Origin of the sequence: Ensifer adhaerens, assembly GCF_000697965.2 — a bacterium.
GTDB lineage: Bacteria > Pseudomonadota > Alphaproteobacteria > Rhizobiales > Rhizobiaceae > Ensifer > Ensifer adhaerens.
Genome location: NZ_CP015881.1, coordinates 522,575 through 548,819, shown reverse-complemented (window position 1 = coordinate 548,819; position 26,245 = coordinate 522,575). Strand labels below are relative to the sequence as shown.

At 63.0% G+C, this 26,245-nt stretch carries 26 protein-coding genes; 12 read left to right on the top strand and 14 right to left on the bottom strand.

Annotated features, from left to right (window positions below; all coding sequences use genetic code 11):
- Positions 1-66: 66 nt before the first annotated feature.
- The 7 genes from FA04_RS22125 to FA04_RS22095 all read right to left on the bottom strand — a co-directional run bounded on the left by FA04_RS22125 (position 67) and on the right by FA04_RS22095 (position 7,346).
- Complete coding sequence (locus tag FA04_RS22125; protein ID WP_034799333.1) at positions 67-1,737, bottom strand: dihydroxyacetone kinase subunit DhaK; 1,671 nt, start codon at positions 1,735-1,737, stop codon at positions 67-69.
- Between the two features lie 9 nt (positions 1,738-1,746).
- Positions 1,747-2,742: an ABC transporter ATP-binding protein gene (locus FA04_RS22120; RefSeq protein ID WP_034799319.1), complete on the bottom strand. Its 996-nt coding sequence runs from the start codon at positions 2,740-2,742 to the stop codon at positions 1,747-1,749.
- Positions 2,735-3,832, bottom strand: a complete 1,098-nt coding sequence (locus tag FA04_RS22115) for an ABC transporter ATP-binding protein (RefSeq protein WP_034799317.1) — start codon at positions 3,830-3,832, stop codon at positions 2,735-2,737. Before FA04_RS22115 ends, FA04_RS22120 begins: the two co-directional genes overlap by 8 nt.
- A 3-nt stretch (positions 3,833-3,835) precedes the next feature.
- Positions 3,836-4,024, bottom strand: a complete 189-nt coding sequence (locus tag FA04_RS22110; RefSeq protein ID WP_034799314.1) for a hypothetical protein — start codon at positions 4,022-4,024, stop codon at positions 3,836-3,838.
- Positions 4,021-4,962, bottom strand: a complete 942-nt coding sequence (locus tag FA04_RS22105) for a carbohydrate ABC transporter permease (protein ID WP_034799311.1) — start codon at positions 4,960-4,962, stop codon at positions 4,021-4,023. Before FA04_RS22105 ends, FA04_RS22110 begins: the two co-directional genes overlap by 4 nt.
- Positions 4,959-5,906, bottom strand: a complete 948-nt coding sequence (locus FA04_RS22100) for a carbohydrate ABC transporter permease (protein WP_034799299.1) — start codon at positions 5,904-5,906, stop codon at positions 4,959-4,961. Before FA04_RS22100 ends, FA04_RS22105 begins: the two co-directional genes overlap by 4 nt.
- Positions 5,907-6,011: 105 nt before the next feature.
- Positions 6,012-7,346, bottom strand: a complete 1,335-nt coding sequence (locus tag FA04_RS22095; RefSeq protein ID WP_034799738.1) for an ABC transporter substrate-binding protein — start codon at positions 7,344-7,346, stop codon at positions 6,012-6,014.
- Positions 7,347-7,601: 255 nt separating this feature from the next.
- Between FA04_RS22095 and FA04_RS22090 the strand changes: the two genes are divergently transcribed.
- On the top strand, positions 7,602-8,624 hold the full coding sequence (locus FA04_RS22090; RefSeq protein ID WP_034799296.1) for a LacI family DNA-binding transcriptional regulator: 1,023 nt from the start codon (positions 7,602-7,604) through the stop codon (positions 8,622-8,624).
- A gap of 183 nt (positions 8,625-8,807) precedes the next feature.
- Here the strand turns inward: FA04_RS22090 and FA04_RS22085 are convergent, their stop codons facing one another.
- On the bottom strand, positions 8,808-9,005 hold the full coding sequence (locus FA04_RS22085; RefSeq protein WP_034799295.1) for a hypothetical protein: 198 nt from the start codon (positions 9,003-9,005) through the stop codon (positions 8,808-8,810).
- Between the two features lie 621 nt (positions 9,006-9,626).
- Here FA04_RS22085 and FA04_RS22080 point away from each other — a divergent pair.
- Positions 9,627-10,622 (top strand): GlxA family transcriptional regulator, encoded by a 996-nt coding sequence (locus FA04_RS22080; RefSeq protein ID WP_051659490.1) that lies wholly within the window; start codon positions 9,627-9,629, stop codon positions 10,620-10,622.
- Positions 10,623-10,688: 66 nt separating this feature from the next.
- Here the strand turns inward: FA04_RS22080 and FA04_RS22075 are convergent, their stop codons facing one another.
- The gene (locus tag FA04_RS22075) at positions 10,689-11,627 is read right to left on the bottom strand and encodes an MYG1 family protein (RefSeq protein WP_034799292.1); all 939 of its coding nucleotides are present in this window, start codon (positions 11,625-11,627) and stop codon (positions 10,689-10,691) included.
- A gap of 277 nt (positions 11,628-11,904) precedes the next feature.
- Positions 11,905-12,387 (bottom strand): antibiotic biosynthesis monooxygenase family protein, encoded by a 483-nt coding sequence (locus tag FA04_RS35910; RefSeq protein ID WP_234798803.1) that lies wholly within the window; start codon positions 12,385-12,387, stop codon positions 11,905-11,907.
- A gap of 180 nt (positions 12,388-12,567) precedes the next feature.
- Here FA04_RS35910 and FA04_RS22065 point away from each other — a divergent pair, with 180 nt between their 5' ends.
- The 9 genes from FA04_RS22065 to FA04_RS22030 all read left to right on the top strand — a co-directional run bounded on the left by FA04_RS22065 (position 12,568) and on the right by FA04_RS22030 (position 20,781).
- On the top strand, positions 12,568-15,042 hold the full coding sequence (locus FA04_RS22065) for a heavy metal translocating P-type ATPase (protein ID WP_034799285.1): 2,475 nt from the start codon (positions 12,568-12,570) through the stop codon (positions 15,040-15,042).
- Between the two features lie 99 nt (positions 15,043-15,141).
- Entirely contained in the window at positions 15,142-15,612 is a 471-nt protein-coding gene (gene cueR, locus FA04_RS22060; protein WP_034799282.1) for a Cu(I)-responsive transcriptional regulator, read from the top strand.
- Positions 15,613-15,705: 93 nt separating this feature from the next.
- Positions 15,706-16,095 (top strand): hypothetical protein, encoded by a 390-nt coding sequence (locus FA04_RS22055; RefSeq protein WP_156553046.1) that lies wholly within the window; start codon positions 15,706-15,708, stop codon positions 16,093-16,095.
- Between the two features lie 197 nt (positions 16,096-16,292).
- A complete protein-coding gene (locus tag FA04_RS34350) occupies positions 16,293-16,523 on the top strand; it encodes a hypothetical protein (protein ID WP_082936547.1) in 231 nt (76 codons plus the stop codon).
- Positions 16,520-17,974, top strand: a complete 1,455-nt coding sequence (locus tag FA04_RS22050) for a TolC family protein (protein WP_034799276.1) — start codon at positions 16,520-16,522, stop codon at positions 17,972-17,974. Before FA04_RS34350 ends, FA04_RS22050 begins: the two co-directional genes overlap by 4 nt.
- Positions 17,975-18,042: 68 nt before the next feature.
- Positions 18,043-19,380, top strand: a complete 1,338-nt coding sequence (locus FA04_RS22045) for a multicopper oxidase family protein (RefSeq protein ID WP_034799274.1) — start codon at positions 18,043-18,045, stop codon at positions 19,378-19,380.
- Positions 19,381-19,430: 50 nt separating this feature from the next.
- Entirely contained in the window at positions 19,431-19,916 is a 486-nt protein-coding gene (locus FA04_RS22040; protein WP_034799273.1) for a cupredoxin domain-containing protein, read from the top strand.
- A 27-nt stretch (positions 19,917-19,943) separates the two neighbouring features.
- Positions 19,944-20,234 carry a copper-binding protein gene (locus FA04_RS22035; protein ID WP_034799272.1) on the top strand — a complete coding sequence of 97 codons (291 nt, stop codon included), beginning with the start codon at positions 19,944-19,946 and terminating at the stop codon, positions 20,232-20,234.
- An 82-nt stretch (positions 20,235-20,316) separates the two neighbouring features.
- Positions 20,317-20,781 carry a DUF411 domain-containing protein gene (locus FA04_RS22030; RefSeq protein ID WP_034799270.1) on the top strand — a complete coding sequence of 155 codons (465 nt, stop codon included), beginning with the start codon at positions 20,317-20,319 and terminating at the stop codon, positions 20,779-20,781.
- 96 nt (positions 20,782-20,877) lie between these two features.
- On the opposite strand, the gene FA04_RS22025 is transcribed toward FA04_RS22030, so the two are convergent.
- Entirely contained in the window at positions 20,878-21,279 is a 402-nt protein-coding gene (locus tag FA04_RS22025; RefSeq protein ID WP_034799268.1) for a VOC family protein, read from the bottom strand.
- Between the two features lie 70 nt (positions 21,280-21,349).
- Positions 21,350-22,030 (bottom strand): phosphoribosyltransferase, encoded by a 681-nt coding sequence (locus FA04_RS22020; protein ID WP_034799266.1) that lies wholly within the window; start codon positions 22,028-22,030, stop codon positions 21,350-21,352.
- A 192-nt stretch (positions 22,031-22,222) separates the two neighbouring features.
- On the opposite strand from FA04_RS22020, the gene FA04_RS22015 reads away from it, so the two are divergent.
- Positions 22,223-23,398: a M20 aminoacylase family protein gene (locus tag FA04_RS22015; protein WP_034799257.1), complete on the top strand. Its 1,176-nt coding sequence runs from the start codon at positions 22,223-22,225 to the stop codon at positions 23,396-23,398.
- Between the two features lie 136 nt (positions 23,399-23,534).
- On the opposite strand, the gene FA04_RS22010 is transcribed toward FA04_RS22015, so the two are convergent.
- Together FA04_RS22010 and FA04_RS22005 are read right to left on the bottom strand one after the other, a co-directional pair.
- Complete coding sequence (locus FA04_RS22010) at positions 23,535-25,292, bottom strand: adenine deaminase (RefSeq protein ID WP_051659489.1); 1,758 nt, start codon at positions 25,290-25,292, stop codon at positions 23,535-23,537.
- Positions 25,293-25,318: 26 nt separating this feature from the next.
- Complete coding sequence (locus tag FA04_RS22005) at positions 25,319-26,239, bottom strand: nucleoside hydrolase (RefSeq protein WP_034799255.1); 921 nt, start codon at positions 26,237-26,239, stop codon at positions 25,319-25,321.
- Positions 26,240-26,245: the final 6 nt, after the last annotated feature.

The following is a 26,245-nucleotide window of genomic DNA, read 5'->3' as shown; positions in this document are numbered from 1 at the left end:
CCTCCCGTCACAAAACGCCCCGGCTTTCCGGGGCGTTTTGTTGTCAGGGCAATGTTTCGGTCACCGTCAGCCGGCGACGGCTGCGGCCCCCTCCGGCTGGCGCCCGAGCATATCCGGATGCCGTGCCAGGTGCTCGAACAGGCGAGCGACCGCTTCGGCGCCGGGATCGATGTGCCCTTCGAGTTGCTTGGCATTGATGTAAGCGGCACGCCCTGCCCTTGCCCGCACCAGTGTCGCGGTCAGATTGGCGCCGTCGCGCGCCGCCTTGGAGGCCGCGCCGATGCTCGCGTCGAGCGCGTCCAGTGCCGGAGAAAGCGCGTCGACCATGGTGCGGTCGCCGATCTGCGCCCCGCCGATTTCCTGCATGCGCGCCAACCCGGCTTTCAGCGCTTCGCGGATCGAAAGCCCGCTCGAGGCGCCATCCCCGGCGGCGGCAAAGAAGATCGCCAGAAGCACGCCCGAAGAGCCGCCCATCGTCTGGCTCAACTCCTGCCCGATGGCGCGGAAAAGCTGCGTGTGGTCGGATAGCGGCAGGCGATCGAGGGCCTGAATGAGTGCCCGTGCGGCGCCGGCGAGCGTCGAGCCGGTGTCTCCGTCTCCGGACTTGGCATCGAGTGCATTCAGGTCCTTTTCCGCATCGATCAGCAGGTTGCAGCAGGCAAGCAGGAACTGCCGCGTCGCATCGTGCCGTGAAGGCAGAGGCGAAATCGGCGTCAGGCCATCAGGCAGGGCGAGTACATTCACCGGCCTGACGGCGGTCACGCCTGGCCAGGCCGGAAGCGCCACGGGCCGGGACAACAGCTCCAGCTCGGCCTTGTCGGCCGGGTAGACGGAGACGGAAAAGCCGCGCATGTCCAGCGACGTCATCATCGGCGCAGGTCCGACCAGATGCACGATCCGATCGGCGATCGCCGACTGGGCGAGTTCGTGCATGAGAATAGACATTTCCAGGATAGACGTTCCGCCGAGATTGTTGACGAGCACTACGTGCGGCTTGTCCTCCATCGCCGCCTGCAGACGCTCGACCATGGCGGCAACGGCGCTTCTCGCATCGGAATGCACAATCTGTTCGACGCCAGCTTCTCCATGGATGCCGAGGCCGAGTTCCGCATGGCCCTCGGGGATGCGATGTTCCTTCGGCGAGCCCGGAACGGTGCAGGTATCGAGCGACATGCCGATGGTGCTCGTGCCCGATATGACCTTGCGCGCCGCATTGGCGATCGTATCGAGGTCCGCCCCGCTTTCTGCGAGCGCTCCGGCGATCTTGTGGACGAAAAGGGTACCGGCGACACCGCGCGCCTGCGGAAGGTCCGGCAGCGCGATGTCGTCATCGACGATGACCATGCTCACATTGAGGCCGTAGGCGCGGGCGCGTTCGGCCGCGAGGCCGAAGTTCAGCCGGTCACCGGTGTAGTTCTTGACGATCAGCAGGCAGCCGGCAGGTCCCGTCACCGCCAGGATACCGGCGAGGATCGCGTCCACGCTCGGCGATGCGAAGACGTCGCCGCAGACGGCGGCCGTCAGCATGCCCTTGCCGACGAAGCCGATATGCGCGGGCTCGTGTCCCGAGCCGCCACCGGAGACGAGCGCGACCTTGCCCTTGTCCCAGTCGGAGCGCAGGACGACGCGAATGTGCGGATATCCGTCGAGGCGGCTGAGCGCGCCGCCGGATGCGGCAAGAACCCCGTCGATCGCTTCCGTAACCGCATTTTCCTTGCGGTTGATAAACTGATTCATGTTCGCCTCCTAAGCGATGCGCATTCCGGCCGCGTCGAAGAAGAGCGGCTTGTCTGGCTGGATCTTGATGGTCTCGCCGCCGCGGAACCCGGTATGGGGGTCCGTGACCGTCACGAGGTTGTGCTGCTTGAACGTGAGATGCAGGCGCGTCTGGTCGCCCAGATGTTCGACACGGGTCACAAGTGCATCTTCTCCGGCGCCCTGGACGATATTTTCGGGGCGAAGGCCGATCGACTGCGCCTTGTCCGGCGCGCCCGCAAAAAGCTTGGCAGGCAGGACGTTGATGCGCGGCTGGCCGAGGCGGGTCGCGGCGTAAACGCTAACCGGCGCTTCGTAGACCTCTCTTGGTGATCCGAACTGAACAAGCCTGCCCTCTTCGAGCACACCGATATGCGTTGCCATGGTCATCGCTTCGATCTGGTCGTGGGTGACGTAAAGAAGCGTCGCCCCGGACTTTGCCTGAATGTTCTTCAGTTCGACGCGCAGATCGGCTCGAAGCTTCGCGTCGAGCGAACTCAAGGGCTCGTCCATCAGGTATATCTGCGGGTTTCTGACAAGCGCACGCCCGATCGACACGCGCTGCATTTCGCCACCGGACAAGGCGGTCGCCTTGTTGTCGAGCTTGTGCGAAATCTGCAAGACCTCGGCGATGGCGTTCACCTTTTCGTCGATCGTCTTCTGCGGCGTTTTCAAGAGCGGGGATTTCAGCGGAAATTCCAGGTTCTGCCGGACGGACAGATGCGGATAGAGCGAATATTGCTGGAATACCATCGCCACGTTGCGCTGCGCCGGCGTCAGTCCTTGCACGGACATCCCGCCGATAAAGATCTCGCCGCTATTAGGCGTGTCGAGCCCCGAGACCATACGCAACGTCGTCGTCTTTCCGGCGCCTGTCGGTCCCAGGAGAACCACGAACGACCCGTCCGGGATCGTCATCGAGACATCGTCCAGCGCTGTGTGGGTGCCGAATGTCTTCGTCACGTTTCTTAGGATGACTTCAGCCACGGCGCAGCACTCCCTCGTTGGCTTCGGAAACAAGAGCACGACCCGTCTCCGCATTGAAGAGCGTCAAGGTCCGCGCGTTGAAATCGAGACCGAGAAGCTCGTCGGTACGGGCTGCCTGACTGGAGGGCGTGCGCGCCTTGATCTCGCCGTTGGGCGTTTCGATCGTGACGATCTGTGTCGTGCCGAGATACTCGACGGCGATCACGCGGCCTCTGTAGCTGGAGTCGTCGACGAAACGGACATGCTCGGGACGCACACCGAGCGACAGCGTGCCGGCCCTGCCCTCACGCGACGCCGGCACCGCCACCTTTTTCCCACCGAGATCGATGCTGTCGCCGCCGACACCGATCATGCCCTCGAACTCCAGAAAGTTCATGGACGGGGAGCCGATGAACTTGGCGACGAACTTGGTCGCCGGCCAGTCGTAGATCTGCTGCGGCCGGCCGAATTGCTCGATGACGCCGTGGTTCATGACGACGATCTTGTCGCCCATCTGCATCGCTTCCAGCTGGTCATGGGTCACATAGACGGTGGTCGCGCCCATGCGATCGTGCAGCGCCCGCAGTTCCCCCGCCATGTGTTCGCGGAACTCCGCGTCGAGCGCGCCGAGCGGCTCGTCCATGAAGAAGGCCTTCGGGTTGCGGACAATCGCCCGGCCGAGCGCAACACGCTGGCGGTCACCGCCCGAGAGCCCGCCAACCGGCTTGTCGAGAATGCCTTCAATTCTGAGGATCCTTGCCACCTCGGCGACACGCGCGGCGACATCCGCCTTTTTCATCCCCTGGCTGACGAGCGGATAGGAGATGTTCTTGCGTACGTTCATGTGGGGATAGAGGGCGAACATCTGGAAGACGAAGGCGATATCGCGCTCCCTCGCCCGCTTCATGCCGACCTCTTCGCCGCCGATATAGATCTGGCCGCTCGTCGGCAGCTCCAGTCCCGCCATCATCCGAAGCGTCGTCGTCTTGCCGCATCCCGATGGGCCGAGCAGCATGAAGAACTCGCCGTCTTCCACCGTGAAGCTCGAAGACTGGACAGCCGTGAACGCTCCGAACTCCTTGCGCACATTTTCAATTCTGATCTGTGCCATGGGTCACTCCGGAAAATGGCTGACGATGATGAACATGACTGTTCCAAGCAGCGTCACGAGGAAGGAGAAGGAGTAGAGCGTGAGCGAGACTGGCTGCATGAGCATGACCACGCCGAGCGCGATGAGCACCGATGCCACCATTTCCCATGCGCCACGGCGAAGGCGGAGCAACTGGTTGAGGAAAGCTGTCATTTTCTTACCGCTCCGAAGGTGATGCCGCGCAGCAGGTGTTTGCGAAGCAGGATCGTGAACACCATCACGGGGACGAGGAAGAGGGTCGCACCGGCCGCCACCGCCGGCCAGTCCTGCCCACCGACCCCGATGATCGTCGGGATGAAGGGCGGTGCGGTCTGCGCGGTGCCCGACGTGAGCAGCACGGCGAAGGCGTATTCGTTCCAGGCGAAGATCAGGCAGAAGATAGCCGTCGACGCGATGCCGGTCGCCGCCTGGGGCAGCACGACCTTGTAGAAAGCCTGGAAGCGAGTGTAGCCGTCGATCAGCGCTGCCTCTTCATACTCGATCGGGATCTCGTCGATGAAGCCCTTGAGCAGCCAGACCGAGAGCGACAGGTTGACTGCCGTATAGAGCAGGATCATGCCGGCATGGGTGTCGTTCAGCCCGAGCGAGCGGAACATCAGGAAGATCGGAATGGCGACCGCGATCGGCGGCATCATGCGCGTGGAAAGGATGAAGAACAGCAGGTCGTCCTTGAGCGGCACCTTGAAGCGCGAGAAGGCATAGGCCGCGGCCGTTCCGAGCACGATGCACAGCACCGTCGAGCCGAACCCGATGATGACGGAATTGTAGAAGCGCTCCGGGAACCGCGACGGGCCGGCGATGATCAGCCCATCCTTGCGAACGAGAAGCTCGTACCAGGTCTTCGGTTCGCCCATTTCCTTCAGTTGTTCTTCCGAAACGCGGGTGCGCGTCGTGAAGAGGTTCACATAGCCTTCGAGCGTCGGCTCGAAGAAGGTCTTCGGCGGATAGGCGATCGCGTCAGAGGGCGATTTGAAACCCGTTCCGATGATCCAGAGCAACGGGAGAATGGTGATCACCGCATAAAGCACGACCAGGGCGCCTGCGAACCACTTCTGCCGTGCGGATGGCTCCGTTACAGAAAAGCTGCTCATCTCTGCTTCACCTTGTTGAGTGCTTTGACATAGATCGACGCAAGGCCGAAGACGGTCACGAAGAGGATGACGGCATAGGCGGACGCGTATCCGGTGCGCCATTTCTCGAAGGCTTCACGCTTCAGGTTGATCGACGTCAGCTCCGTGATCGAGCCCGGGCCACCGCCCGTCAGCTGCACGACCAGGTCGAACATCTTGAAGTTCTCGATGCCGCGGAAAAGGATGGCCAGCATCAGGAACGGCAGCACCATCGGGATGGTGATGGTCCAGAACTGGCGCCAGCTGCTGGCCCGGTCGCACTCCGCCGCCTCATAGATGCTGCTCGGAATGGAGCGCAGCCCGGCAAGGCAGATGAGCATGACGAATGGCGTCCACATCCAGGTGTCGACGATGATGATCGCCCAGGGCGCCAGCGACGTGTCGCCGATCATCGAGAAGCTGGACGGGTCTGCTCCGGTCAGGAACCCGATCGCGTAATTGAACAGGCCGATCTGCGGCTGGTAGAGAAAGGTCCAGAAGTTTCCGACGACGGCCGGGCTCAGCATCATCGGGAGCACGATGATGGTCGTCCACAGGTCATTGCCGCGGAACTTCTTGTTGATGAGATAGGCGAGAGCAAAGCCGATCAGCACCTGCAGGACGATCGTCCAGATCAGGAAATGGGCCGTCGCCTGCATCGTCAGCCAGATATCCTTGTCGGTCAGGATGTTCAGGTAGTTGCGCAGACCGACGAACTGAACAGGTTCGTTCGGGCGGTTTACGCGAAAATTGGTGAAGCTCAGCCGGACGGTCCAGATCAGCGGAAAGATGTTGATCGCAAGCAAAAGCACAACGGACGGTGCGACGAAGATCCAGGCGATCGCGCGGTCCGACAACCCTCTGATGCGCCGTGCAAGCACGGGCGGCGTCGCGTGCGCAGCGCGATCGATCGAAGAATGGAGCATGGTATTCCCCTAAGGCATTGACGAATGGGCATGCGGGGCCGGCGCGAGAGATCGGCCGGCCGGCCCCGCATGGACGCTTCCGCCGGGAGGCGGCGGGTGTTTGCGTCAATACTTGCCTTCGTCTTCGAAGATGTCCTTCCAGTCCTCAGAGAGACCGTCGAGCGCATCCTTCGCCGTGCCCTGGTTGGCAACGACGTAATCGTGGAAGCGCTTCTGCGAGGCCTGCAGCAGCGAGGCGTAGGACGGCTCGGCCCAGAAGTCCTTCACGATTGCCATCGAATCGAGGAACGTCTGCGCATAGGGCTGGCTCGTGGCGAAGCTCGGGTCCTCGACCACCGAGCGCAGTGCGGAGTATCCGCCGAGCGCCCACCACTTTTTCTGGATTTCAGGCTGCGCGAACCACTTGATGTAATCCAGCGCTTCCTTCTGCTTGTCGGACGCTGCGACGACCGAGATGCCCTGGCCGCCGAGCTGGGCGAACTGCACACCGGTCGGACCAGCAGGATTGGGGAAGTAGCCGGACTTGTCGCCGCCGACATTGGCGTCGGCATGGATGCCGGGCCAGGTGAAGGCAAAGTTCATCTGCAGGGCGACCTGGCCGGACTTGTAGGCGTCGATATCCTCCGACATGTAGGCGTCGGAATGGCCGGGCGGTGTGCAGCAATCGTAGAGCGCCTTGTAGAATTCCAGGCCCTTGACTGCGTCCGCCGAGTTGACGAAGCCGTCGAGCTCATAGGCTTTCTTCGGATTTCCGTACTCGAAGCCGTAGCTGTAGAGCACGTCCATCACGCCCATGGTAATGCCTTCTGAGCCGCGCTCCGTATAGATGGCAGCGCCATAGACGGTCTTGCCGTCGACCTGGCGCTTCTGGAAGAATTCGGCGATATCCTTGAGTTCGGCGAAGGTCTTCGGCACGGCGAGATCCCGGCCGTATTTCTGCTTGAACTCCGCCTGGAGTTCGGGACGCGAGAACCAGTCCTTGCGATAGGTCCAACCGACCACGTCACCGAACGCCGGCAGAGCCCAGTAGTTCGGCGAATTCTTCGGCCATTCCGCGTAACCGATGACGGTTGCGGGAATGAAGTCGTCCATCTTGATCCCTTCCTTGTCGAAGAAATCATTGAGCTTGATGTACTGGCCATTCTCGGCGGCGCCGCCAATCCACTGGCTGTCGCCGATCATCAGATCGCAGAGCTTGCCGCCGGAATTCAGCTCGTTCAGCATCCGGTCGGCGAAGTTCGGCCACGGCACGAATTCGAACTTCATCGTGTTGCCGCTCTTGGCTTCGAAATCCTTGCTGAGCTCGACGAGCGCATTGGCCGGATCCCAGGCGGCCCAGCAAAGGGTCAGTTCGGCTGCGGAAGCGTGCGTACCGGACGCACCCGCAATGGCAAAATACGCTCCGACCATGACTGTGGAGCTCAACAGAATCCGTTTCATCATTGGGTTCCTCCCCCTTGTACCTTCTGACCTCCATCAGAAGGAAAGCGCCCTGACCGGGCGGTTGGCGTACCTAAATCCTCTTGGCACTAGCGGTGGGCGCGGCCGCATTCAGAGCCTGCGTTCTTCGCTGAAGGATTCATAACTGAGGTGCGCACCTCAGCGCAAGCGATTTTTGAGGTGCGCACATCAATTCTTGATTTCGCGGCGATTTTGGTGGAGTAGATTGGAGACGATACACACTGGGAGTTCCGCATGCGGCCAACAGCCAAAGATCTTGCTGAGGCAGCGGGCTTGAGCCTCGCAACCGTCGACCGCGTGCTGAACGACAGGCCGAATGTCAGCCCGAGGGCCGTTCGCAGTGTCAACGAAGCCATTGAGCGCATTGGATTTATTCGAAACCCGGCAGCCGTCAGCCTTGCCCGCAACAAGAGCTACCGGTTCCGGTTCGTGCTGCCGACGAGCGGCGATCTCTATCTGGCGGAACTCATCCATCGGGTGGAAGAGGCGCGGGTGTCGATGAAGGGGGATCTCATCGACCTCGATTTCGTCCAGATCCCGATCGACGACCCGCATAAGGTTGCCAAGTACCTCGCCGATATAGACGAGAACGAATTCGACGGGATCGCGATGATGGCGCCGGAATCGCCGCAAGTGCGCGACGCGATCGGCCGCCTGATCGAACGCGGCGTCAAGTTCGTGCAGTTTCTGTCCGGACAGGAAAAGCTCCCGACCGCCGATTTCGTGGGCGTCGACAACTACGCCGCCGGCGCGACGGCGGCCAAGATCATCGGCCGGTTTGTCGGCCGGAGGGCGGGAAAGGTCCTGATCGTGGCCGAGACGATGCAGTCGCTCGACAGCATCCAGCGACGCTTCGGCTTCGACGATATCGTCAATTCACAGTTCCCTCACCTGCAATGTCTGCCCTCGGTCGAAACCCACGGCGACGAGCGCAGGGCCACCCAGATCCTCCAGCGAGTCCTTGAAAACAATCAAGAGGTTGCGGCGATCTACGTGTTGAGTTCCGAGGCCAGGATCCCGCTCGAGGGCGCAGCATCCTTCACCGATCTGCAAAAGATCACGGTGGTCGTCCACGAACGCACCCCCTTCAGCGAACGCGGCCTGCGCGACGCCAGCGTTGACGCCGTCATCGCCCAGGACCCGGGACACGCGGTGCGCAGCGCCATCCGCATCATGCGCGCGCGAACGGATTTTCGCGAACCGCACGCCGCACAGGACAAGATCAGAATAGAGGTCCTCCTCAAGGAGAACCTCTGACCCTCGGAGAGTGCATCTTTGACGTGCGCACCCCAAGCAGATGGGGCAACGCCTGATCGCGACGGCGCCGCCGACAGGCGCGTGAGGAGGCCCGCCCCACGCACGCGACTATGACCAGGCGCCTTCGTTCAAGGCGATCGAGGACAGGCGCGGACCGCTAAATGACGTGGGTGGATGCGGAGATCAGGCGCGCGCTTTGGCGCGCACCTTCTGCGGCTGCGCGGACGGTTGCTGGCTGGCGCTGCCGCCATAATTCACCAGCATCTGCATGGCTTTCTCTATTCCCGCGGGACTGTTCGGGTCGGTGTCGTTCGCGCGACACCAATCCTCGTGCTGCTGTTTGATCACGTCCATGTCGGCGGTAGAGAATGTGCCGGGCATTCTTCGCCCTCCCTTTAAAAAATCACACCAAAGAGAAAACTATCACAACGGCGGAAAGAGGCTCCCCGCACAACTAGGGGGTTTGCGCCCTCGAACAGCAAATTCCTTTGCGCAGCCGCCTTTGCGCAGAGCTATGACGGGCACATTGCTCGCGCCGAGGCAAACTTGACACGATCGGTGGCATCGCGGCAGCATGAGGGGTAACTCAAAGCCGTGACCTGGCGAGACCTGCAGTTCGGCGGAAGACCGAGCAAACGCGTTCTGGCCCGGTCGGGAGGGAGGGAAGTGATGGGGTATGATTGGAGCGGCTCGCGCAAACGGCGGATGAAGGTCGCACGGTTCAGTGCGGCGCTGACACTGGCCGCAATGTTCGTAACCGTAGCGGCGCAGGTCGTGACGAGAGCAATTTGAGCCCGTCCTCTTCGTTATGATGCGGACGAAGACGCCTTCATCCGGGCGTCGACCTCCCGCGCCACACCATGGGGTGCCGGAAGAACGGAACCCAGGCTCCCCATGGACAGCGAAAGGCAAGTCTCGGCCGCCAGCGGCTACCTCTCCTGATATGTCCGAGCATGCTCGATAGGGAACGGGAGGTCTTGGCGGCGCGAGCATGAAGGGCACATGACGACGACCATCAAATCCAGCGAGACACAGCCCGAACGTCTCAAGATCGGCTTCGTTCTGGCGCGGTCCTTCACCCTTTCGGCATTCGCGCTTTTCATCGACACGCTGCGACTTGCGAGCGACGAGCTCGACAAGTCCGGCCGCATCCGTGCCGACTGGCAGGTGCTGGGCAACACGCGGCATCTCATCGCCTCCAGTTGCGGCGTGCAGGTGGCGCCGACATCCGACCTCGTTGATCCCGCCGGGTTCAACTACATCGTCGTGGTCGGCGGCCTGCTCAACAGCAAACAGCCGATCGCCGACGACACCGTCCGCTTCCTCCAGAAGGCGGCGGCGCGCAAGGTGCCTCTGATCGGTCTCTGTACAGGGACATTCGTCCTTGCCGAAGCGGGCCTGATGACCGGGCACACCGTCTGCGTCAGCTGGCTTCATTATCAGGCGTTCCGCGAGCGGTTCCCCGATCTCAAGGTTCGCTCGGACCGTCTCTTCAATCTCGATCGCACCCGTGGATCCTGCGCTGGCGGCAGCAGTGCCGCCGACATGGCGGCCCATATCGTGCGCCTGCATATCAGCAAGGAAGCCGAGCGAAATGCGCTCGAGGTGCTGCAGATCGACAAGGCCCGCTCGCATCTTCATGTCCAGCCGAGAAAACCGCTGGCGATCGAGAGCAACGACCCACGCCTGAATGCCGCTCTCATCATCATGGAGCAGCACACGGACAACACGCTGTCGATCCCGGAGCTGGCCGCATCCGTCGGCTTGTCCCGACGGCAGCTCGAACGCCTGTTCATGGACAAGGCGAAAATGTCGCCGGCGCTCGTCTATCGGAAGTTTCGGCTGGAACGCGCCAAGCATCTGCTGACGCAGACGAAGGCGCCGTTGATCGACATCGCGATCGAAGTCGGGTTCGAGAACGCCGGCCACTTCTCGCGGATTTTTGCAAAAACCTACGGTCAATCGCCGAGCAAGTTCAGGGCCACGCTTTCGGCGTGACCCGTCCCAGGCGATCCTGCCGACAACGCACCGGCCATAGCCGCCGCCGTCGGCTCATCAGTTTCCTCAAGCCTGACCGCTGCCCGCCGATACTGCTTCCTTGACGGCGAGCTCGGCCATGGCCAGTGCTGCCTCCCGCGTCGCTGCCGCCGCGATGAAGCGGCCGTTGTGGCAGAACCGCGCGCCAGCCACGCCGCAAGCCGCCTCCAGGTCGCCGTTCGTCAGGCCGGCCCAGGCAGCCGGCAGATCGGCGCGCAGCTCAAACCCTTCATCGGCCTTGCGAATGCCCGTCAAGCACCAGTCATTCTCGCGCGGATGAACGACGAACAACAGGTGGTCGGCGCCAGCTTTCACGATCGCCGGGCGGAACGGCATGCCCCGCGGCAGTTCGAGCACTCGGCTCTCACCGGCAAGGGCGATCTGCTGCAGCACGAGCGCCTCGGCCCGCAGCTTGGCGGCGCGTTGCGACACGCCAGCCTCGACGAACGCGCGCGCGATCGAAAGCGCCTGATGGAAGCTGCGGTCCTCGGCCTCCTGGCCGGATTCGTCGAAGACAGGCTTCAAGGTTTCCAGCAGCGCCGACAGCGTGAGCCCCGCCAATGGGCCGGCCACGGAGGGGTCGAGCGCGCCGTTATCGACCAGATCCACCGGCAGCACGAAGCGCGCATCGAAGGCCGCATGGACCGCCTCCGCATGGGCCTCGGGAACGCCGAACGCTGCCAGGTAGGCGCGACCGTAATGCTTCCAGATCAAGCCGAACGAACTGTAGGGCTGGCCATCCTCTCTAACCGGCGCCCCGCGCTGATGATGATCGAACAGTCCGGCTGCGGCATCATACTGCCCGCCAACATCATAAATGATGCGGTCCGCCCCCGGCTTCAGCCATTCCGGCGCCCGGCTGCGAACGATGCGAGCCTCAGGGAAAAGCCGCGTAAGGATGACGCTGGAAAGCAGCTCGTCGGCGTGGAAACCACCGGAATGTGTAACGAGAAAGTCTGGGATCATTCCGAATGGCCTTATGGTTCGTGACGCGTGTGTGCGGCACGACATAGCCATTGCCCGCGGTGACCTCAACCCGTCATCGCGCCTTCGTCGCAGTGTTCTGCTCTCAAGCCATCCAAAATCCGGCGCTAGATGTCGTGCCCGTCCTGCTGCTGCCCCACGCGTTCGCAAGCCGACGACATCACTGTCATCGGGTCCGCGACCTTAGCAGCCAAGGCCGACCTCCCTGTCAACCAACCGACGGAGCTGTTGCCGTCACACCTTGCGCAGCAACATTGCCCTAACGCGCCATTTCGAAGATCGCCTCGCCGGAAATCGGGTCCGTGACCCCGAGATCCTGGCTGAGTTCCAGGAGCGTATCGCGGAACGTGTCGAGGTTCGCCTTCATCATGGGCCGTGCCGCAGCGATCGCTTCAAGGCTTTCCCATTCGGCAATTGAGAAATACGATCCATCCGCTGACTTGCTGAGCGCCATCTTTCTCAAGCCTTCAAAGTCGCGACCAGCGCTGCGAAAAAGCTGCTCAAACCGTTCCTCTTGACCGGGTCTCACGCGGAAACGGACACAATTATAAGCCGTCATCCTAACCTCCCTATGGGACGCAACTTCTACAGGATGGATCCGATGCAGTTCACTCGCAAGAGGCAGGCAAAGCACGGTCGCAGCCTTGCGATCGCCGGCAAACCGGGAGCCATTCGAACTGCGCTTTGACAAACCTGCCGGGCCTCGCGGCTGAACTTGGGTCGAGGCGGCTTCATCGTGCATCGCGGGCCATTATCGCTGCGGTGGCAGACCTCTCCCAGCCGCTCTGAAGATGGCGTGCAGAAATCTCTCTTGCGCCCTTGACCTTCCCATCGTTGGAAGCCCCATGTTGTGACAAAAGACAGAGAAAGGAGCACGATCATGGGATCTGTGACCCCCATTAGAACAAACGACCTCGAAGCGATGTCCGCCGCCGCATTGAGCGCCAGCATTCCCGTCGAGGGCATGACCTGCGCATCCTGCGTGGCGCGCGTCGAAAAGGCTATTCGCGCTGTGCCTGGTGTGACCGAAGCCTCGGTCAACCTTGCAACGGAACGCGCTGACGTCCGCTTCGATGCCAGCACCAAGTCGGCCGACATCGTCAAGGCGATCGAGAATGCCGGATATGGTGCGGCCGAAGACACGGTCGAGCTCACCATCGAAGGCATGACCTGCGCGTCCTGTGTCGCGCGCATCGAAAAGGCGCTGAAGACCGTGCCGGGCGTCACCGAAGCCAACGTCAATCTGGCGACTGAGCGCGCGTCGGTGCGCATAACCAGGGGCATCGCCACCGCCGCCGCACTCGAAGAGGCGGTTCGCGTTGCCGGCTATGCCGCCAAGCGCATCACCGGCGACGAAAGCGTCGACCGCGAAGGCGAGAAGCGCGAACAGGAGACGCGAAAGCTTGGGCGCGCGTTGCTGACTGCCGGCGTCCTGACGCTGCCGATCTTCGTGCTTGAAATGGGCTCGCACTTCATCCCGGGCGTGCACGAATTCGTCATGAACAATATCGGCATGCAGGAAAGCTGGTATCTGCAGTTCGCGCTGACGACGCTGGTGCTATTCGGCCCGGGCCTGCGTTTCTACCAGAAGGGTGTCCCCGCCCTCTTCCGCCTGGCGCCGGACATGAACTCATTGGTCGCGATCGGCACCTCCGCCGCCTGGATCTACTCGGTCGTTGCCACATTCGCGCCGGACCTTCTGCCCGACGGTACCGCCAACGTCTACTATGAAGCTGCAGCCGTCATCGTCACCTTGATCCTGCTCGGCCGGTTCCTGGAGGCGCGCGCCAAGGGCCGGACCTCCGAGGCGATCAAGCATCTGATGGGCCTGCAGGCAAAGACCGCCCGCGTCATCCGCAACGGCGAGACGGTCGAGGTGCCGCTGTCCGACGTGCAGACTGGCGACACCGTCGTCGTGCGCCCGGGCGACCGGGTTCCTGTCGACGGCAGCGTCCTCGACGGAAACTCCTATGTCGACGAATCGATGATCACCGGCGAGCCGGTTCCGGTCGAAAAGGTGGCCGGCAGCGAAGTCGTCGGCGGCACGATCAACAAGACCGGCTCCTTCACCTTCCGGGCCACCAAGGTCGGCGCCGATACCGTGCTGGCGCAGATCATCAAGATGGTCGAGCAGGCCCAGGGCGCCAAGCTGCCGATCCAGTCGCTGGTCGACCGCGTCACCGCCTGGTTCGTGCCAGCCGTCATCGCGATTGCGCTTTTGACCTTCGGCGTCTGGCTGGTCTTCGGTCCGGATCCGGCGCTCACCTTCGCGCTCGTCAACGGCGTCGCCGTGCTGATCATCGCCTGCCCTTGCGCCATGGGCCTTGCCACCCCGACCTCGATCATGGTCGGCACCGGCCGCGCCGCCGAAATGGGTGTGCTCTTCCGCAAGGGCGAGGCACTGCAGACGCTGCGGAACGCCGCCGTCATCGCCGTCGACAAGACTGGTACGCTGACCAAGGGCCGCCCGGAACTGACCGACCTCGAAACCGCCGAAGGCTTCGATCGTGATACCGTGCTGACGCTGGTCGCCGCCGTGGAGACCCGCTCCGAGCACCCGATCGCCGAAGCAATCGTCGACGCAGCCAAAGCAAAGGGACTGGCGATCGCTGAACCGGCCAGGTTCGAGGCAATCCCCGGGTTCGGCGCCAGCGCCGAGGTCTCGGGCCGCACGGTCCATGTCGGTGCCGACCGCCTGATGACGCAGCTGAAGCTCGACGTGTCGGCCTTCGCCGACCAGGCGGCCCGCCTTGGCTCGGAAGGCAAGAGCCCGCTCTATGCCGCGATCGACGGCAAGCTGGCGGCGATCATCGCCGTTGCCGACCCGATCAAGGAGACGACGCATCAGGCGATCCGCATGCTGCACGATCTCGGCCTGAAGGTCGCGATGATCACCGGCGACAACCGCCGCACCGCAGAGGCGATCGCGGCCAAGCTCGGCATCGACGAGGTAATCGCCGAAGTGCTTCCGGATGGTAAGGTCGCGGCTCTGAAGAAGCTGAAGCAAGGCGGACGCGCGGTCGCCTTCGTCGGCGACGGGATCAACGATGCGCCGGCGCTCGCCGAAGCCGATGTCGGCCTGGCGATCGGCACCGGTACGGACGTCGCCATCGAGAGCGCCGACGTGGTGCTGATGTCCGGCGATCTCCTGGGTGTGCCGAATGCGATCGCGCTGTCCAAGGCGACGATCCGCAACATCAAGGAGAACCTGTTCTGGGCCTTTGCCTATAACGCGGTACTGATCCCGGTTGCCGCCGGCGCGCTCTACCCGGTCTACGGCCTCTTGCTGTCGCCGATCTTTGCGGCCGGTGCCATGGCGCTGTCGAGCGTCTTCGTGCTGGGCAATGCCCTGCGGCTTCGGGCCTTTCGCCCGGTTGCCGCAGCACAGGCGGCCTAGGTTCGATCGTCTCCCCGGCTCTCGCCAGCATGGCGGAAGCCGGGGAGAGCCCTTATATTCTCAAGGGAATGGCCGCACGGCGGTAAAAAGGATGACATCATGAATATCGGCGAAGCTTCCCGCGCCTCCGGCGTCTCGACGAAAATGATCCGCTACTACGAGACAATCGGCCTTATCCCGCAGGCCGACCGCAGCGAAGCCGGCTATCGCAACTATGGCGACAACGACGTCCATACGCTGCGCTTCATCCGCCGCTCGCGCGATCTCGGTTTCACTGTCGAGCAGATGGCGGACCTCTTGGCGCTCTGGCGCGACCGCGAGCGCGCCAGCGGCGAGGTCAAGAAGATCGCGCTCGAACATGTCGAGATCCTGGAGCGCAAGGCCGAGGAGCTGAAGGCGATGAGCCGGACGCTGAAACATCTCGCCGCCCATTGCCATGGCGACGGCCGCCCGGACTGTCCCATTCTCGAGGATCTCGCCGACGCCACGAACGCGCCGACGAAGGCAACCGAGCCCGCCCGCTTCGGTACGGCCGGCATCGATCCGGTCCGCAACCGGCGGCACGGGTGACGACGAGTGCGCATCCTTGAGCCTCACGCATTCGTGACGGCGCCAGGCGCAAGCATCATTGACAGGAATCAAAGGCGTTTCTACGGATCGATCATGGAGAACGTGCGAACCACATATCTGCGTTTGCTGATAGTGCTGAAGCTGGCGATCGCTTTGTCGCTGGCCGTGCTGCCTTTTTCCACCGCCTCCGGCATGATGCATGCGGCCGCGCACGGCTCGATGCAGATCGAGGCAGCCGCTAATCCGATGCAAGCTGCGACCGAGCATTGCCCGAGCCTCGACAAGGGCAAGGTGAAGCCGGCACAAGAAAACGGCAAGGCGGACAAGAAGGATTGCTGCAAGACCTTCTGCGCCGCCGTGGCGGTGCTCGGCGATGTCGACGGAAGCCATCCGGCTTTCCCGCGCTCCATCCGCAATTTCGGCCCGCACCCGCAGCTCACCCCCGGTGAGCTCGACGGCCTTCATCGTCCCCCAAGAGCCTGATTTCGTGAATCCGTGACCGCTGCTGCGGGTCTCCGTTGGTCTTGGCCGACGGAAGGATCTGCAGTGGTGCGAAGCGTTGCCGTGTTTCCGCGTGTCCGATGTGACGCTCGACCACCTCTAGCGCCGTCCGCGACAAGGCCCGCCCGGTTTCATCCGGTCGATCGCCGGCCTCTGCCATTCACATTTCAGGTTTGACCATGAAACGTTTGTTTTCCATGGCGCTCCTGCCCATCATCCTGGGCGGATGCGCTGCCACATTGCCTGCCGAGGTCTCAAGCCTTGGCGATCCCGCCAATAGCACGAGCGGTATTCGAAGCACGCAGTATCGCAGCCCTATTTCGGGCTACACCCACCGCGAACCCACCGGCCCCAAGGCCTGGGGACCCCTCAACGACGCACAGTCGACCGCCAAGGGAGACGCGTCATGAGGCTTCGCAAGCTCAACCTCGCGGCCGCCATCGGTATGCCCCTCGTGCTCGCCGGCTGCGTGACCGAATACTCGGCCAAGGACGCGGGCTTCACCACCGTGGATGCCAAGGTCTCGACGGCCGCGACCAAGAAAAGCGTCTGGATCCAGAACCGCGAACAGGCAGACAAGGTCAATGCCGAGGTCAAGGCGCTCCTGAAGCGCAAGACAATCGACGCCGACACCGCCGTTCAGGTCGCACTCCTCAACAACAAGGGCCTGCAGGCCGCCTATGCCGATCTCGGCGACGCGTCGGCGGATGCCTGGCAGGCGACGTTGTTTCTCAACCCGGCTGTCTCGATCGGCACCACCGGGATCGGCACACCGGAACTGCAGGCCTACAAGGCGATCGAAGGGCTGGTCACCACCAACATCCTGGCGCTCCTGACCCGCGACAAGACCATCGCGGTCGCCGACGCGCGTTTCCGCCAGGCGCAGCTCAACGCCGCGCTCAGCACGCTGCAGCTGGCCGCCGAAACCCGCCGCGCCTGGATCGAAGCGGTTGCCGCATGGGAAACCGTCGCACAACTGAACCAGGCCCAGGCGGCTGCGGACGCCTCCTCGGAACTCGCCGCAAAACTCGGTGAGACCGGCGCCATGGGCAAGGGCAACCAGGCGCGCGAGCACGTCTTCAACGCTGAACTCGCCGGCCAGACAGCCGAAGCCCGGCTTGCAGCCCGTCTTGCCAAGGAAAACCTGACAAGGCTGATGGGTCTCTGGGGTAGCGATGTCGACTACCAGGTGCCGAACCGCCTGCCGAACCTGCCGAAGACGCTGGCCCGCAAGGACAGCATCGAGGCCGAAGCGCTGAAGCGCCGCGTCGACCTGCAGATCGCCCGCCTCGATCTCGAAGCCGTGGCCAAGTCCTACAGCCTCACCGAGGCGACCCGCTACGTGACCGACCTGGAACTCGTCGCCGGTGCGGAGGCGGAACGGGAGAAGGAGGATCATGGCACCAAGGTCGAGACGACCGGCCAGTTCGAGCTCGAATTCGTGATCCCGATCTTCGACAGCGGCAATGCGCGCATGCGCAAGGCCGAGCTTGCCCATATGCGCTCGGCGAACCTGCTGGCGGAAAAGGCGGTCAACATCCGCTCGGAAGCACGCTCAGCCTACGAGGCCTATCGCTCGCGCTACGACATCGCCCGGCACTACCGCAACAACGTCGTGCCGCTGCGCACCAAGATCGAGGAAGAAGCGACGCTCAGCTACAACGGCATGATCACCAGCACCTTCGAGCTGCTTGCCGACGTCAGGGCCAAGGTCAATTCGACCGTGCTCTCCGTCAACGCGAAGCGCGATTTCTGGCTGGCCGATGCCGATCTGATGACCGCAATCCACGGCGGCGGATCGGGCGGCTCGGCTGGAGGCGCGGCAGCGCCCGCGGCAGCGGAAGCCGGCGCCGGACACTAGGGCGGGAGCAGGAAAAGTGTGTGCGGTTTTCCGTACGCATCCCGCCCTAACTCAAAAAAGGATCAGATATGTTCAACAGAAGAAACTTCCTCGGCGCCGGTGCTGCTCTCGTTTCGGGCGCCGCCTGGGCCCAAACCTCAAATTCCGGCCTGCCCGAAGCGGCAAGCATGGACAATGCCGCGACCCAGAAGCCGCTCGTGCCGACGAGCGGACCGGACTACAACCCGGTCGTCACCCTCAACGGCTGGACATTGCCGCACCGTGTGAACAACGGCACCAAGGAATTCCACCTTGTCGCCGAGCCGGTCGAACGCGAGATGGCCGACGGCATGACTGCCTATCTCTGGGGCTATAACGGCCAGTCGCCAGGCCCGACAATCGAGGCGGTCGAAGGCGACCGCGTGCGGATCTTCGTCACCAACAAGCTGCCGGAACACACCACCATTCACTGGCACGGCATGATCCTGCCTTCGGGCATGGATGGCGTCGGCGGCCTGTCGCAGCCGCATATTCCGGCCGGCAAGACCTACGTCTACGAGTTCGACCTCGTGAAATCCGGCACCTTCATGTACCACCCCCATGCCGACGAAATGGTACAGATGGCCATGGGCATGATGGGCTTCTTCGTGGTGCACCCGAAGGATCCAAACTTCATGCGTGTCGATCGGGATTTCGTGTTCCTGCTCAATGCCTATGACATCGATCCCGGCACCTATGTGCCGCGCATCATGGAAATGACCGACTTCAACATGTGGTGCTGGAACAGCCGGATCTTCCCGGACATCGACCCGCTGGTCGTGTCCAAGAACGACCGCGTGCGGGTCAGGGTCGGCAACCTCACCATGACCAACCATCCGATCCACATGCACGGCTACGACTTCGAGGTGACCTGCACCGATGGCGGCTGGGTGCGGCCGGAGGCACGCTGGCCGGAAGTGTCGATCGACATTCCCGTCGGCGCCATGCGCGCCTACGAATTCGACGCCAAGTACGAGGGCGACTGGGCGATCCATTGCCACAAGTCGCACCACACGATGAACGCGATGGGCCACGATATCCCGACCTTCATCGGCGCCGACAAGAAATCGGTCGCGGAAAAGATCCGCAAGGTGAAACCCGACTACATGCCCATGGGTACGGCCGGTATGGCCGACATGGGCGAAATGGAAATGCCGCTCCCCGACAACACGATCCCGATGATGACCGGCTGGGGTCCGCACGGCGCGTTGGAGATGGGCGGCATGTTCTCGGTGGTGAAGGTGCGCGAAGGTATCTCCGCCGGCGATTACAGCGATCCCGGTTGGTACGAAAACCCGCCGGGAACACAGGCCTGGGAATGGACCGGCGCATTGCCGGAACCGACGCGGGCCAAGGATGCCAAGACCGTGCTCACGCCCAAACCGTGAGAGGGCGGCCGACTGCAATGACCTCTTTCAAATCCATCAGGAACATTACGATGAAGAAATCAGCACTCGCTCTGGCGCTCGTTATCGCCTCCGCCCTTTCCTCCCAGGCGCTCGCCAGCGGCAGCCACGCCGGCGGCCACGACAAGGTGTCGATCGGCGAGCCCGGCGACAGCAAGAAGTCGACGCAGACGATCCGCGTCACCATGAAGGAAACCGACGACGGCAAGATGATCTTCACCCCGGCAACCATCAAGGTTCGCCAGGGCCAGACGGTCCATTTCGCCATCAGGAACGCCGGCGAACTCGCCCACGAATTCGTGCTCGACGACAAGGCGACGATCCAGGAACACAAGATCACCATGGAGAAGTTCCCCGACATGGAGCACGACGACCCGAACGCCATCCGGCTCGAGCCGGGCAAGTCCGGCGACATCTACTGGACGTTCACCAACGACGGCACCTTCGAATTCGCCTGCCTGGTGCCGGGCCATTACGACGCCGGCATGCACGGCCCACTCGACGTAGTGAAGAAGTAACCCGAGAAAACAGGAAAGGATGAAACCATGAAAACCGTAGGCAAACTCCTCGCAGCGCTCGCATTGGCTGTTTCCACCGCCACGCTCTCCCTACCCGCCCAGGCCGCGGAGTTCACCAAGGGCGTGGTCAAGAAGATCGACACCAAGGCCAAGAAGGTGACGATCGACCATGAGGATCTGAAGAACCTCGACATGCCGGCCATGACCATGGTGTTCCGCGCCGATGACGCGGTGCTTGCCAAGCTCAAGGAAGGCGCGTCGATCGAATTCGTCGCCGACCGTGTCAACGGCAAGCTGACCGTGACCGAGATCAAGTAGCAGCGACAAACTGCCCGGGTCGACTTTGCGCGGCCCGGGCGCCACAATCCTGAGATCAGGCAAGAATGGAAAGGAATGTTCGATGAACGTATTACGCAGGCATTTCGTGGCGGGCACGATCGCGGGCATCACCCTCTTTGCGACGGGCGCCGTCGCGGCAACCGGCACCATGGCCGTCTACAAGGATCCGCAATGCGGCTGCTGCGAACAATGGGCCGACGCAATGGAAGCGGCCGGCTACAAGGTCGAGGTGCGCGATGAGGCCGACATGTCGGTGATCAAGACGCGCTTTGCGGTTCCGGCCGACATGGAGGGCTGCCATACCGCCGTCATCGACGGCTATGTCATCGAGGGCCATGTACCGCTCGAAGCGGTAAAGAAGCTGCTGGCCGAAAAGCCGGATGTCGCCGGCATCGCGGTTCCCGGCATGCCTTCAGGCTCGCTCGGCATGGGCAACGATCCGCAGGCCTCGTACGATGTCTACACCATCGCCAAGGCGGGCGGCGCGAAGTCGACGGTTTATTATCAGGTCAGGCCGGCGAACTAAGCCGCGCTTCGCCCTCTAAAGGAGAGTACACAATCCAAGACGCCTTCGCGACGGCGAGGGCGCCTTGGCTTTCAATGAAGCCAGCGCCTGAATAAGTTAGGGGTTCTCCGGGTCGATTGGCGATTCCAGCACCTGCGGCTCTCCGATCTCAACCGCATGCCCGTCCAGGTCACTGAAGCGGAACACACGCTGGCCCCATGCCTGACGCTCGACCGGATGGATCAGGTCCACATGCGGCGCAATGCGCGCGAAGGCCGCATCGACATCCTCGTGCTCGAAATAAAGCAGCAGATTTCGCCGCCCGTGAGGCTCATCCGAACCAAACTCTGTTCGCCAGACGGTCCGCTCCAGCGAACGTCCTTCATGGATCGCGAAGCCGCCTTCGAAGAGGACGAAGTTTCCGAAATCCTCGCGAACCGTCAGGCCAACAATCTTCTCGTAGAATTCCCGGGAGTGATCGATGTCGCGGACGAAAGGGATCGGATTGATGAACCGCATGCAAGTCCTTTCGTAACGTCCCGAGCAGATAGACAAATCTATCTTCGCTGCCGCGCGGAAGCCAAGAAATTCAGGCGGCGCGCCAGCTGTCGTCTTCACCCCGCTGAAGCAAGGGCGTTTGAAACACTCCGACGACACGCTCCGGCCAATGCGGTGCACGGTCCGCAAGCGGCTGGTGCCAGCGCTCGGTCTGCAGCATGGCCGCGCCGATCGCGACCGGCTCGATGCCGCAGGCTTCCATCAGCGTCAGCCCGGCAAGGATCGACGTACCGCTGGAAATGACGTCATCGATCAGAGCCACGCGCTTACCCTCAAGCAAGGGCAACATTCGCGGATCGACGTAGAGACGCTTCTTCTGGTCGGGCGTGGTGATCGAGGAGAGCGGCACGGAGAGATCGTCGACATACCAGAACTTCTTGGACGTCCCGAGTGGCACGTAGCGGCTGTGGCCGAGCTTGCGGGCAACGGCCGAAGCGAGCGTGAGGCCGAGCGTCGGCAGACCGGCGACGACTTCGGGCTCATAGGGGGCGAGCTTCGCCGCAAGTTCCGTTGCCAGTGCGTCCTCAACAGCAAAGCTCGCCTGATTGACGATCAGCGAGGCCAGCGCATGTTTGCCGTCGGCGAGTTGACGGATCGGCAGGAGAATCTGCCTGCCATCACCGAGGGACGCCGGGAAGAAATCGCGATAACCCGCCTGAATATCGAAACTTTTCGGCGGGTAGATTTCCTGCCAGAAGTCGTGGGGCTGCATCGGTCCGGTCCTCGTCTGCGCGCTTTCGCCCGAAATGAAAGGCGATCAAAAAGGCCGGCTTGCTGTTCTGGTTCCGGCCGTTTTCGTCTATACCGTTTGCGACTTCGATCAAACCGAAAGGGCGCTGCGGCTCAAGCAAAGCACGCGGAATTCACAAGCCCTTCGCGCAATGAAACATGGGAATGCCTGACGATGCGCCTGCCAGACGGAATAGCCGACGACCTCACCTTCCTCACCGACTTCCGTCGCGACCTGCATGCCCATCCGGAACTCGGCTTCGAGGAGGTACGCACCAGCGATCTCGTTGCCAAGTGGCTTGAGGAAGCGGGTCTAAAGGTCCACCGCGGCTTGGGAAAAACCGGCGTCGTCGGCACGCTGCAGGTCGGCAACGGCACACGCTCGATCGGCCTTCGCGCCGATATGGACGCGCTCGCCATGCCGGAGATCGCCGACCGTCCCTACAAATCCCGCGAGGCCGGAAAGATGCATGCCTGCGGTCATGACGGCCACACGACAATGCTGCTCGGCGCTGCCCGCCATCTGGCTAAGACCCGCAATTTCTCCGGCACCGTGCACTTCATCTTCCAGCCTGCCGAGGAAGGGCGTGGCGGTGCGAAACGCATGGTCGAAGACGGCCTCTTTGAACTTTTCCCCTGCGACGCGGTTTACGGCCTGCACAACATGCCGGGCCTTGACCCGAACGAGATAGCCGTCGTCACGGGTCCGCAGCTTGCCTCTTCGGATAGCTGGCGGCTCACCTTTCGCGGCGTCGGCACCCATGGCGCCAAGCCGCATCTTGGCCGCGATCCGGTGACGGCCGCCGGCACCTTCCTTGCCTCGCTGCAGTCGATCGTCGGCCGCGTCGTCGATCCCTTACAGCCAGCCGTCGTCAGCGCCTGCTCCGTGCGCGCCGGCGACCCGAAGGCGCTCAACGTCATCCCCGATACGGTGGAAATCGGCGGCACGGCCCGCGCCTATACGCCTGAAGTGCGCGATCAGCTCGAAACGGAGATCGGCCGGCTCGCGCGTGGTACCGCCGAGATGTATGGGATTTCCGTTGACTACGAATTCGAACGCCGCATTCCGCCCGTCGTCAACGACGCCGATGCCACTGCTCGGGCGTTGAGCGCCGCTCAGGCGGTGTTCGGCAAGAAGACCCGGACGTCATTTCCACCGTCGACCGCCGGCGACGATTTCGCCTTCTTCGGGCTGGAAGCGCCCGGCTGTTACGTCTGGCTCGGCAACGGCCCCGCCGTCGACGGCGCGCTGCACCACAACACTGCCTATGATTTCAACGACGACGCGATCGGTCCGGGCGCCACCTTCTGGTCGACCCTCGTGGAGCAGGAACTGGCACGCGCCGAGTAACGCTTGCATCGCGAAGAAGCAGGCGGGAGCGTGCGATCTCAAGGATTTAGAACCTGCGCTTGAAGGGCGAGGCAAGCTGTCATACGGAAATGACGTCGGACTTCAACGGCCGCCCTGCCTGGGCGGCCGTTGAATGTCAGGCTTCAAGGATCTCCAGGATCGGGCTTTCCATGACCTTGCCCGTCGCCACGTCGGCGATGCCGCGATCGGTCTGGTGCGGTCCGGCATTGCAGGCGAGCGTCGCGCCGAAGCAGGCCTTGAAGACCAGGTAAGGCGGCTGCCAATCGACGATGCGGCCGACTGCTTCGCGGAGTGCGGCAAAGCTATCCGCCACCTCTTCCAGCGGCTCCTCGGAGACCAGCCCCGCGAGCGGCAGAGGCAGGAGTGCATCGACCTTGCCGCCGGACACAGCGGCCATGCCGCCACCGGCAGCAATCACCGCGTTGGCGGCGACCGCCATATCCTGCGCATTGCCGCCGAAAACCGTGAGGTTGTGGCTGTCATGCGATACCGTGGTTGCAAAGGCGCCGCGCCAGGCGCCCCAACTCGACAGCAGACCCACAGCCGGTCGGCTGTCGGCGCGCCCGTGACGATGCGCCACGGCGATCAGAGTCGTCCCCTCGGGCGGAACGACGAAGCCGCCCTCGACCGCGGCAACGGCATCGCCCCATTGGGTAAAACGCGGCCGGTCGATGGTCGCGACGCGGACCTTCGTGCCATCTGCTGGAATGCGGAAATCGTTCTCCGACAGCGGCGCGATCTTCATCGTGCCGTGCAGGGTCTCGGCGGCGATGCCGCAGAGCGGCTCGATCATCCGTCCGGCGTCTGCAATCGACTTGCCGTCGACGATGACCGTGCGCGCACGGAAATCAGCGAGATCTTCGAAGATCACGATGTCCGCCCGACGCCCTGGCGCCACAAGTCCAAGATCATGCCGGCCCTGGCGGACCGCGCCGTTCAGCGTGGCTGCCCGAAGCGCCCATTCGGCGGGCAGGCCATAGCGCACCAGCCGGCGAACGACGTCGTCGAGGCCGCCGGCATGGGCAAGATCGTCCGGGAAAACGTCGTCGGTGCAGAGCGTTACCGTCTGAGGAAGATGGCCCAGAGCCTTGATCGTTTTGACGAATTCCGGCAGCAGGTGATCGTGCGAGCCGCGCAGTTCGATCGAAAGCCCTGCCCTGAGTTTTGCCAGCAGATCGTCGCCGGAAACGAGCTCATGGTCGGAGCTGACGCCGGCGGTCACGAAGGCCTGCAGATCAGAGCCCGCAAGGCTGCGCGCATGGCCATTGACCGGCTTGCCGGCGGCAAGCCCCGCCTGAACGATCCCGGTGATGCGCGCCTCACCGTCGATGACGCCGCGCATGTTCATCATTTCGGCGATGCCGCCGATTTCCGGCCAGCTCAAAATGTCGGCGATCACATCAGCGTCGAAATCGGCACCGGCCAGCTCCAGGCCGGGTGCTGACGGCACGCTCGACGGTGCCAGCAGCACCGTGCGCAGCGGCAGATCGCGACTGGCGTTTGCGGCCCAGCGCACGCCGGCCACACCGTTGACATTACCAAACTCATGCGGATCCCAGACGACGGTCGTCACGCCACGCGGCAGCACCGCATTGGCATAGGTCGCCGGCGTCACCATCGAGCTTTCGACGTGCATATGGGTGTCGATCAGACCGGGCGAAACGTAAGCGCCCGTCGCATCGATCATGGTTGCCGCATCGGAGCGCGTGCCCGGTTCGTGGACACTTGCGATCAACGATCCAACAAGGCCGATATCGGCCGGGCGAAACTCGCCCGTCACCACGTCGACGAGCGTACCGCCCGAAATCAGAACGTCGAACGGTTCAGCACCACGCGCTGCCGCCACTGCCCGGCTGCGGAGCGCCGCATCCATCAAGTCCTGAGGCTGCTCTATGGAACTCACTTCTGCGCTTCCTTCATCAAAGCGCCCAGGATCTGAGCCCTGGTCGTCTCGACATGGGCATCGACGGCATATTCGGCATTGAAGATCGCGTGGCTTTCGCGCGTTTCGACGACGGTGCGCCCGCGGGCCAGCGTCCCTCCGAGTTCGACATCAATGCGCGCCTTGCGAAACGAGATTGCGCCCGGATTGACGAAGGCAACGGCAGCGCAAGGGTCGTAGATCGCCATGCCCGGCCGGCCGCGACTGGTGCCGATCGAAATGAAGCCGGCAAGCAGATCGGCGATGAGGGCGGCATGGACGCCACCCGCCGAGCGGATCGGCGCGACGTCATCGGGGTAGGCAAAGACCTTGCGGCAGAGATCGAGATCGACCATGCGCAGCGGCAGGCCATGAGCGATCACGATCGCCAGCGCTTCCGGATCGGCGAAGGCGTTGAATTCGGCAGATGCCGTATGGTTGCCGCTGGTGACGCCGCCCCCCATCCAGGTGAGGTCGGTGATCCGGCTCGCCAAGTCCGGACGGGCAAGGCAAAGGGCAGCGAGATTGGTGAGCGGCCCGAGCGCCAGAATCCGCTTCGGCCCCTCCTGCTCCAGCCAGGCGCAAAGTGCCGCAAAGGCGTCGCTTACCGGCAAGGCGTCGGCCTCCGGCAGCGTCAATCCCGCTGTCGGCATGCCGGCTTCGCCAAGGATGCGTTCGGCAGTTTCGAGCTTGCCGAGCACCGGCAGGGCGCGCCCCTCATGGATGGGGAAAGCCCAGCCGAAAGCGCGCGCGGCGCCGGCAGCGTTGCGCTTCACCTGGTCAAGCGGCGTGTTACCGAAAACCAGCGAAACGCCGTCGATCTCTTCACCGGCATGAAGGACGACAAGCACTGCGGCAATGTCGTCGAACCCCATGTCCGTATCGATCCAGACACCCATCGGACC

What these genes read in the sequence shown, in the direction of transcription:
- FA04_RS22125 (WP_034799333.1), bottom strand. Translation starts at nt 1,737, where the DNA reads ATGAATCAGTTTATCAACCGCAAGGAAAATGCGGTTACGGAAGCGATC.
- FA04_RS22115 (WP_034799317.1), bottom strand. Translation starts at nt 3,832, where the DNA reads ATGGCACAGATCAGAATTGAAAATGTGCGCAAGGAGTTCGGAGCGTTC.
- FA04_RS22110 (WP_034799314.1), bottom strand. Translation starts at nt 4,024, where the DNA reads ATGACAGCTTTCCTCAACCAGTTGCTCCGCCTTCGCCGTGGCGCATGG.
- FA04_RS22105 (WP_034799311.1), bottom strand. Translation starts at nt 4,962, where the DNA reads ATGAGCAGCTTTTCTGTAACGGAGCCATCCGCACGGCAGAAGTGGTTC.
- FA04_RS22100 (WP_034799299.1), bottom strand. Translation starts at nt 5,906, where the DNA reads ATGCTCCATTCTTCGATCGATCGCGCTGCGCACGCGACGCCGCCCGTG.
- FA04_RS22095 (WP_034799738.1), bottom strand. Translation starts at nt 7,346, where the DNA reads ATGAAACGGATTCTGTTGAGCTCCACAGTCATGGTCGGAGCGTATTTT.
- FA04_RS22090 (WP_034799296.1), top strand. Translation starts at nt 7,602, where the DNA reads ATGCGGCCAACAGCCAAAGATCTTGCTGAGGCAGCGGGCTTGAGCCTC.
- FA04_RS22085 (WP_034799295.1), bottom strand. Translation starts at nt 9,005, where the DNA reads ATGCCCGGCACATTCTCTACCGCCGACATGGACGTGATCAAACAGCAG.
- FA04_RS22080 (WP_051659490.1), top strand. Translation starts at nt 9,627, where the DNA reads ATGACGACGACCATCAAATCCAGCGAGACACAGCCCGAACGTCTCAAG.
- FA04_RS22075 (WP_034799292.1), bottom strand. Translation starts at nt 11,627, where the DNA reads ATGATCCCAGACTTTCTCGTTACACATTCCGGTGGTTTCCACGCCGAC.
- FA04_RS35910 (WP_234798803.1), bottom strand. Translation starts at nt 12,387, where the DNA reads ATGCACGATGAAGCCGCCTCGACCCAAGTTCAGCCGCGAGGCCCGGCA.
- FA04_RS22065 (WP_034799285.1), top strand. Translation starts at nt 12,568, where the DNA reads ATGTCCGCCGCCGCATTGAGCGCCAGCATTCCCGTCGAGGGCATGACC.
- cueR (WP_034799282.1), top strand. Translation starts at nt 15,142, where the DNA reads ATGAATATCGGCGAAGCTTCCCGCGCCTCCGGCGTCTCGACGAAAATG.
- FA04_RS22055 (WP_156553046.1), top strand. Translation starts at nt 15,706, where the DNA reads ATGGAGAACGTGCGAACCACATATCTGCGTTTGCTGATAGTGCTGAAG.
- FA04_RS34350 (WP_082936547.1), top strand. Translation starts at nt 16,293, where the DNA reads ATGAAACGTTTGTTTTCCATGGCGCTCCTGCCCATCATCCTGGGCGGA.
- FA04_RS22050 (WP_034799276.1), top strand. Translation starts at nt 16,520, where the DNA reads ATGAGGCTTCGCAAGCTCAACCTCGCGGCCGCCATCGGTATGCCCCTC.
- FA04_RS22045 (WP_034799274.1), top strand. Translation starts at nt 18,043, where the DNA reads ATGTTCAACAGAAGAAACTTCCTCGGCGCCGGTGCTGCTCTCGTTTCG.
- FA04_RS22040 (WP_034799273.1), top strand. Translation starts at nt 19,431, where the DNA reads ATGAAGAAATCAGCACTCGCTCTGGCGCTCGTTATCGCCTCCGCCCTT.
- FA04_RS22035 (WP_034799272.1), top strand. Translation starts at nt 19,944, where the DNA reads ATGAAAACCGTAGGCAAACTCCTCGCAGCGCTCGCATTGGCTGTTTCC.
- FA04_RS22030 (WP_034799270.1), top strand. Translation starts at nt 20,317, where the DNA reads ATGAACGTATTACGCAGGCATTTCGTGGCGGGCACGATCGCGGGCATC.
- FA04_RS22025 (WP_034799268.1), bottom strand. Translation starts at nt 21,279, where the DNA reads ATGCGGTTCATCAATCCGATCCCTTTCGTCCGCGACATCGATCACTCC.
- FA04_RS22020 (WP_034799266.1), bottom strand. Translation starts at nt 22,030, where the DNA reads ATGCAGCCCCACGACTTCTGGCAGGAAATCTACCCGCCGAAAAGTTTC.
- FA04_RS22015 (WP_034799257.1), top strand. Translation starts at nt 22,223, where the DNA reads ATGCGCCTGCCAGACGGAATAGCCGACGACCTCACCTTCCTCACCGAC.
- FA04_RS22010 (WP_051659489.1), bottom strand. Translation starts at nt 25,292, where the DNA reads ATGGATGCGGCGCTCCGCAGCCGGGCAGTGGCGGCAGCGCGTGGTGCT.
- FA04_RS22005 (WP_034799255.1), bottom strand. Translation starts at nt 26,239, where the DNA reads ATGGGTGTCTGGATCGATACGGACATGGGGTTCGACGACATTGCCGCA.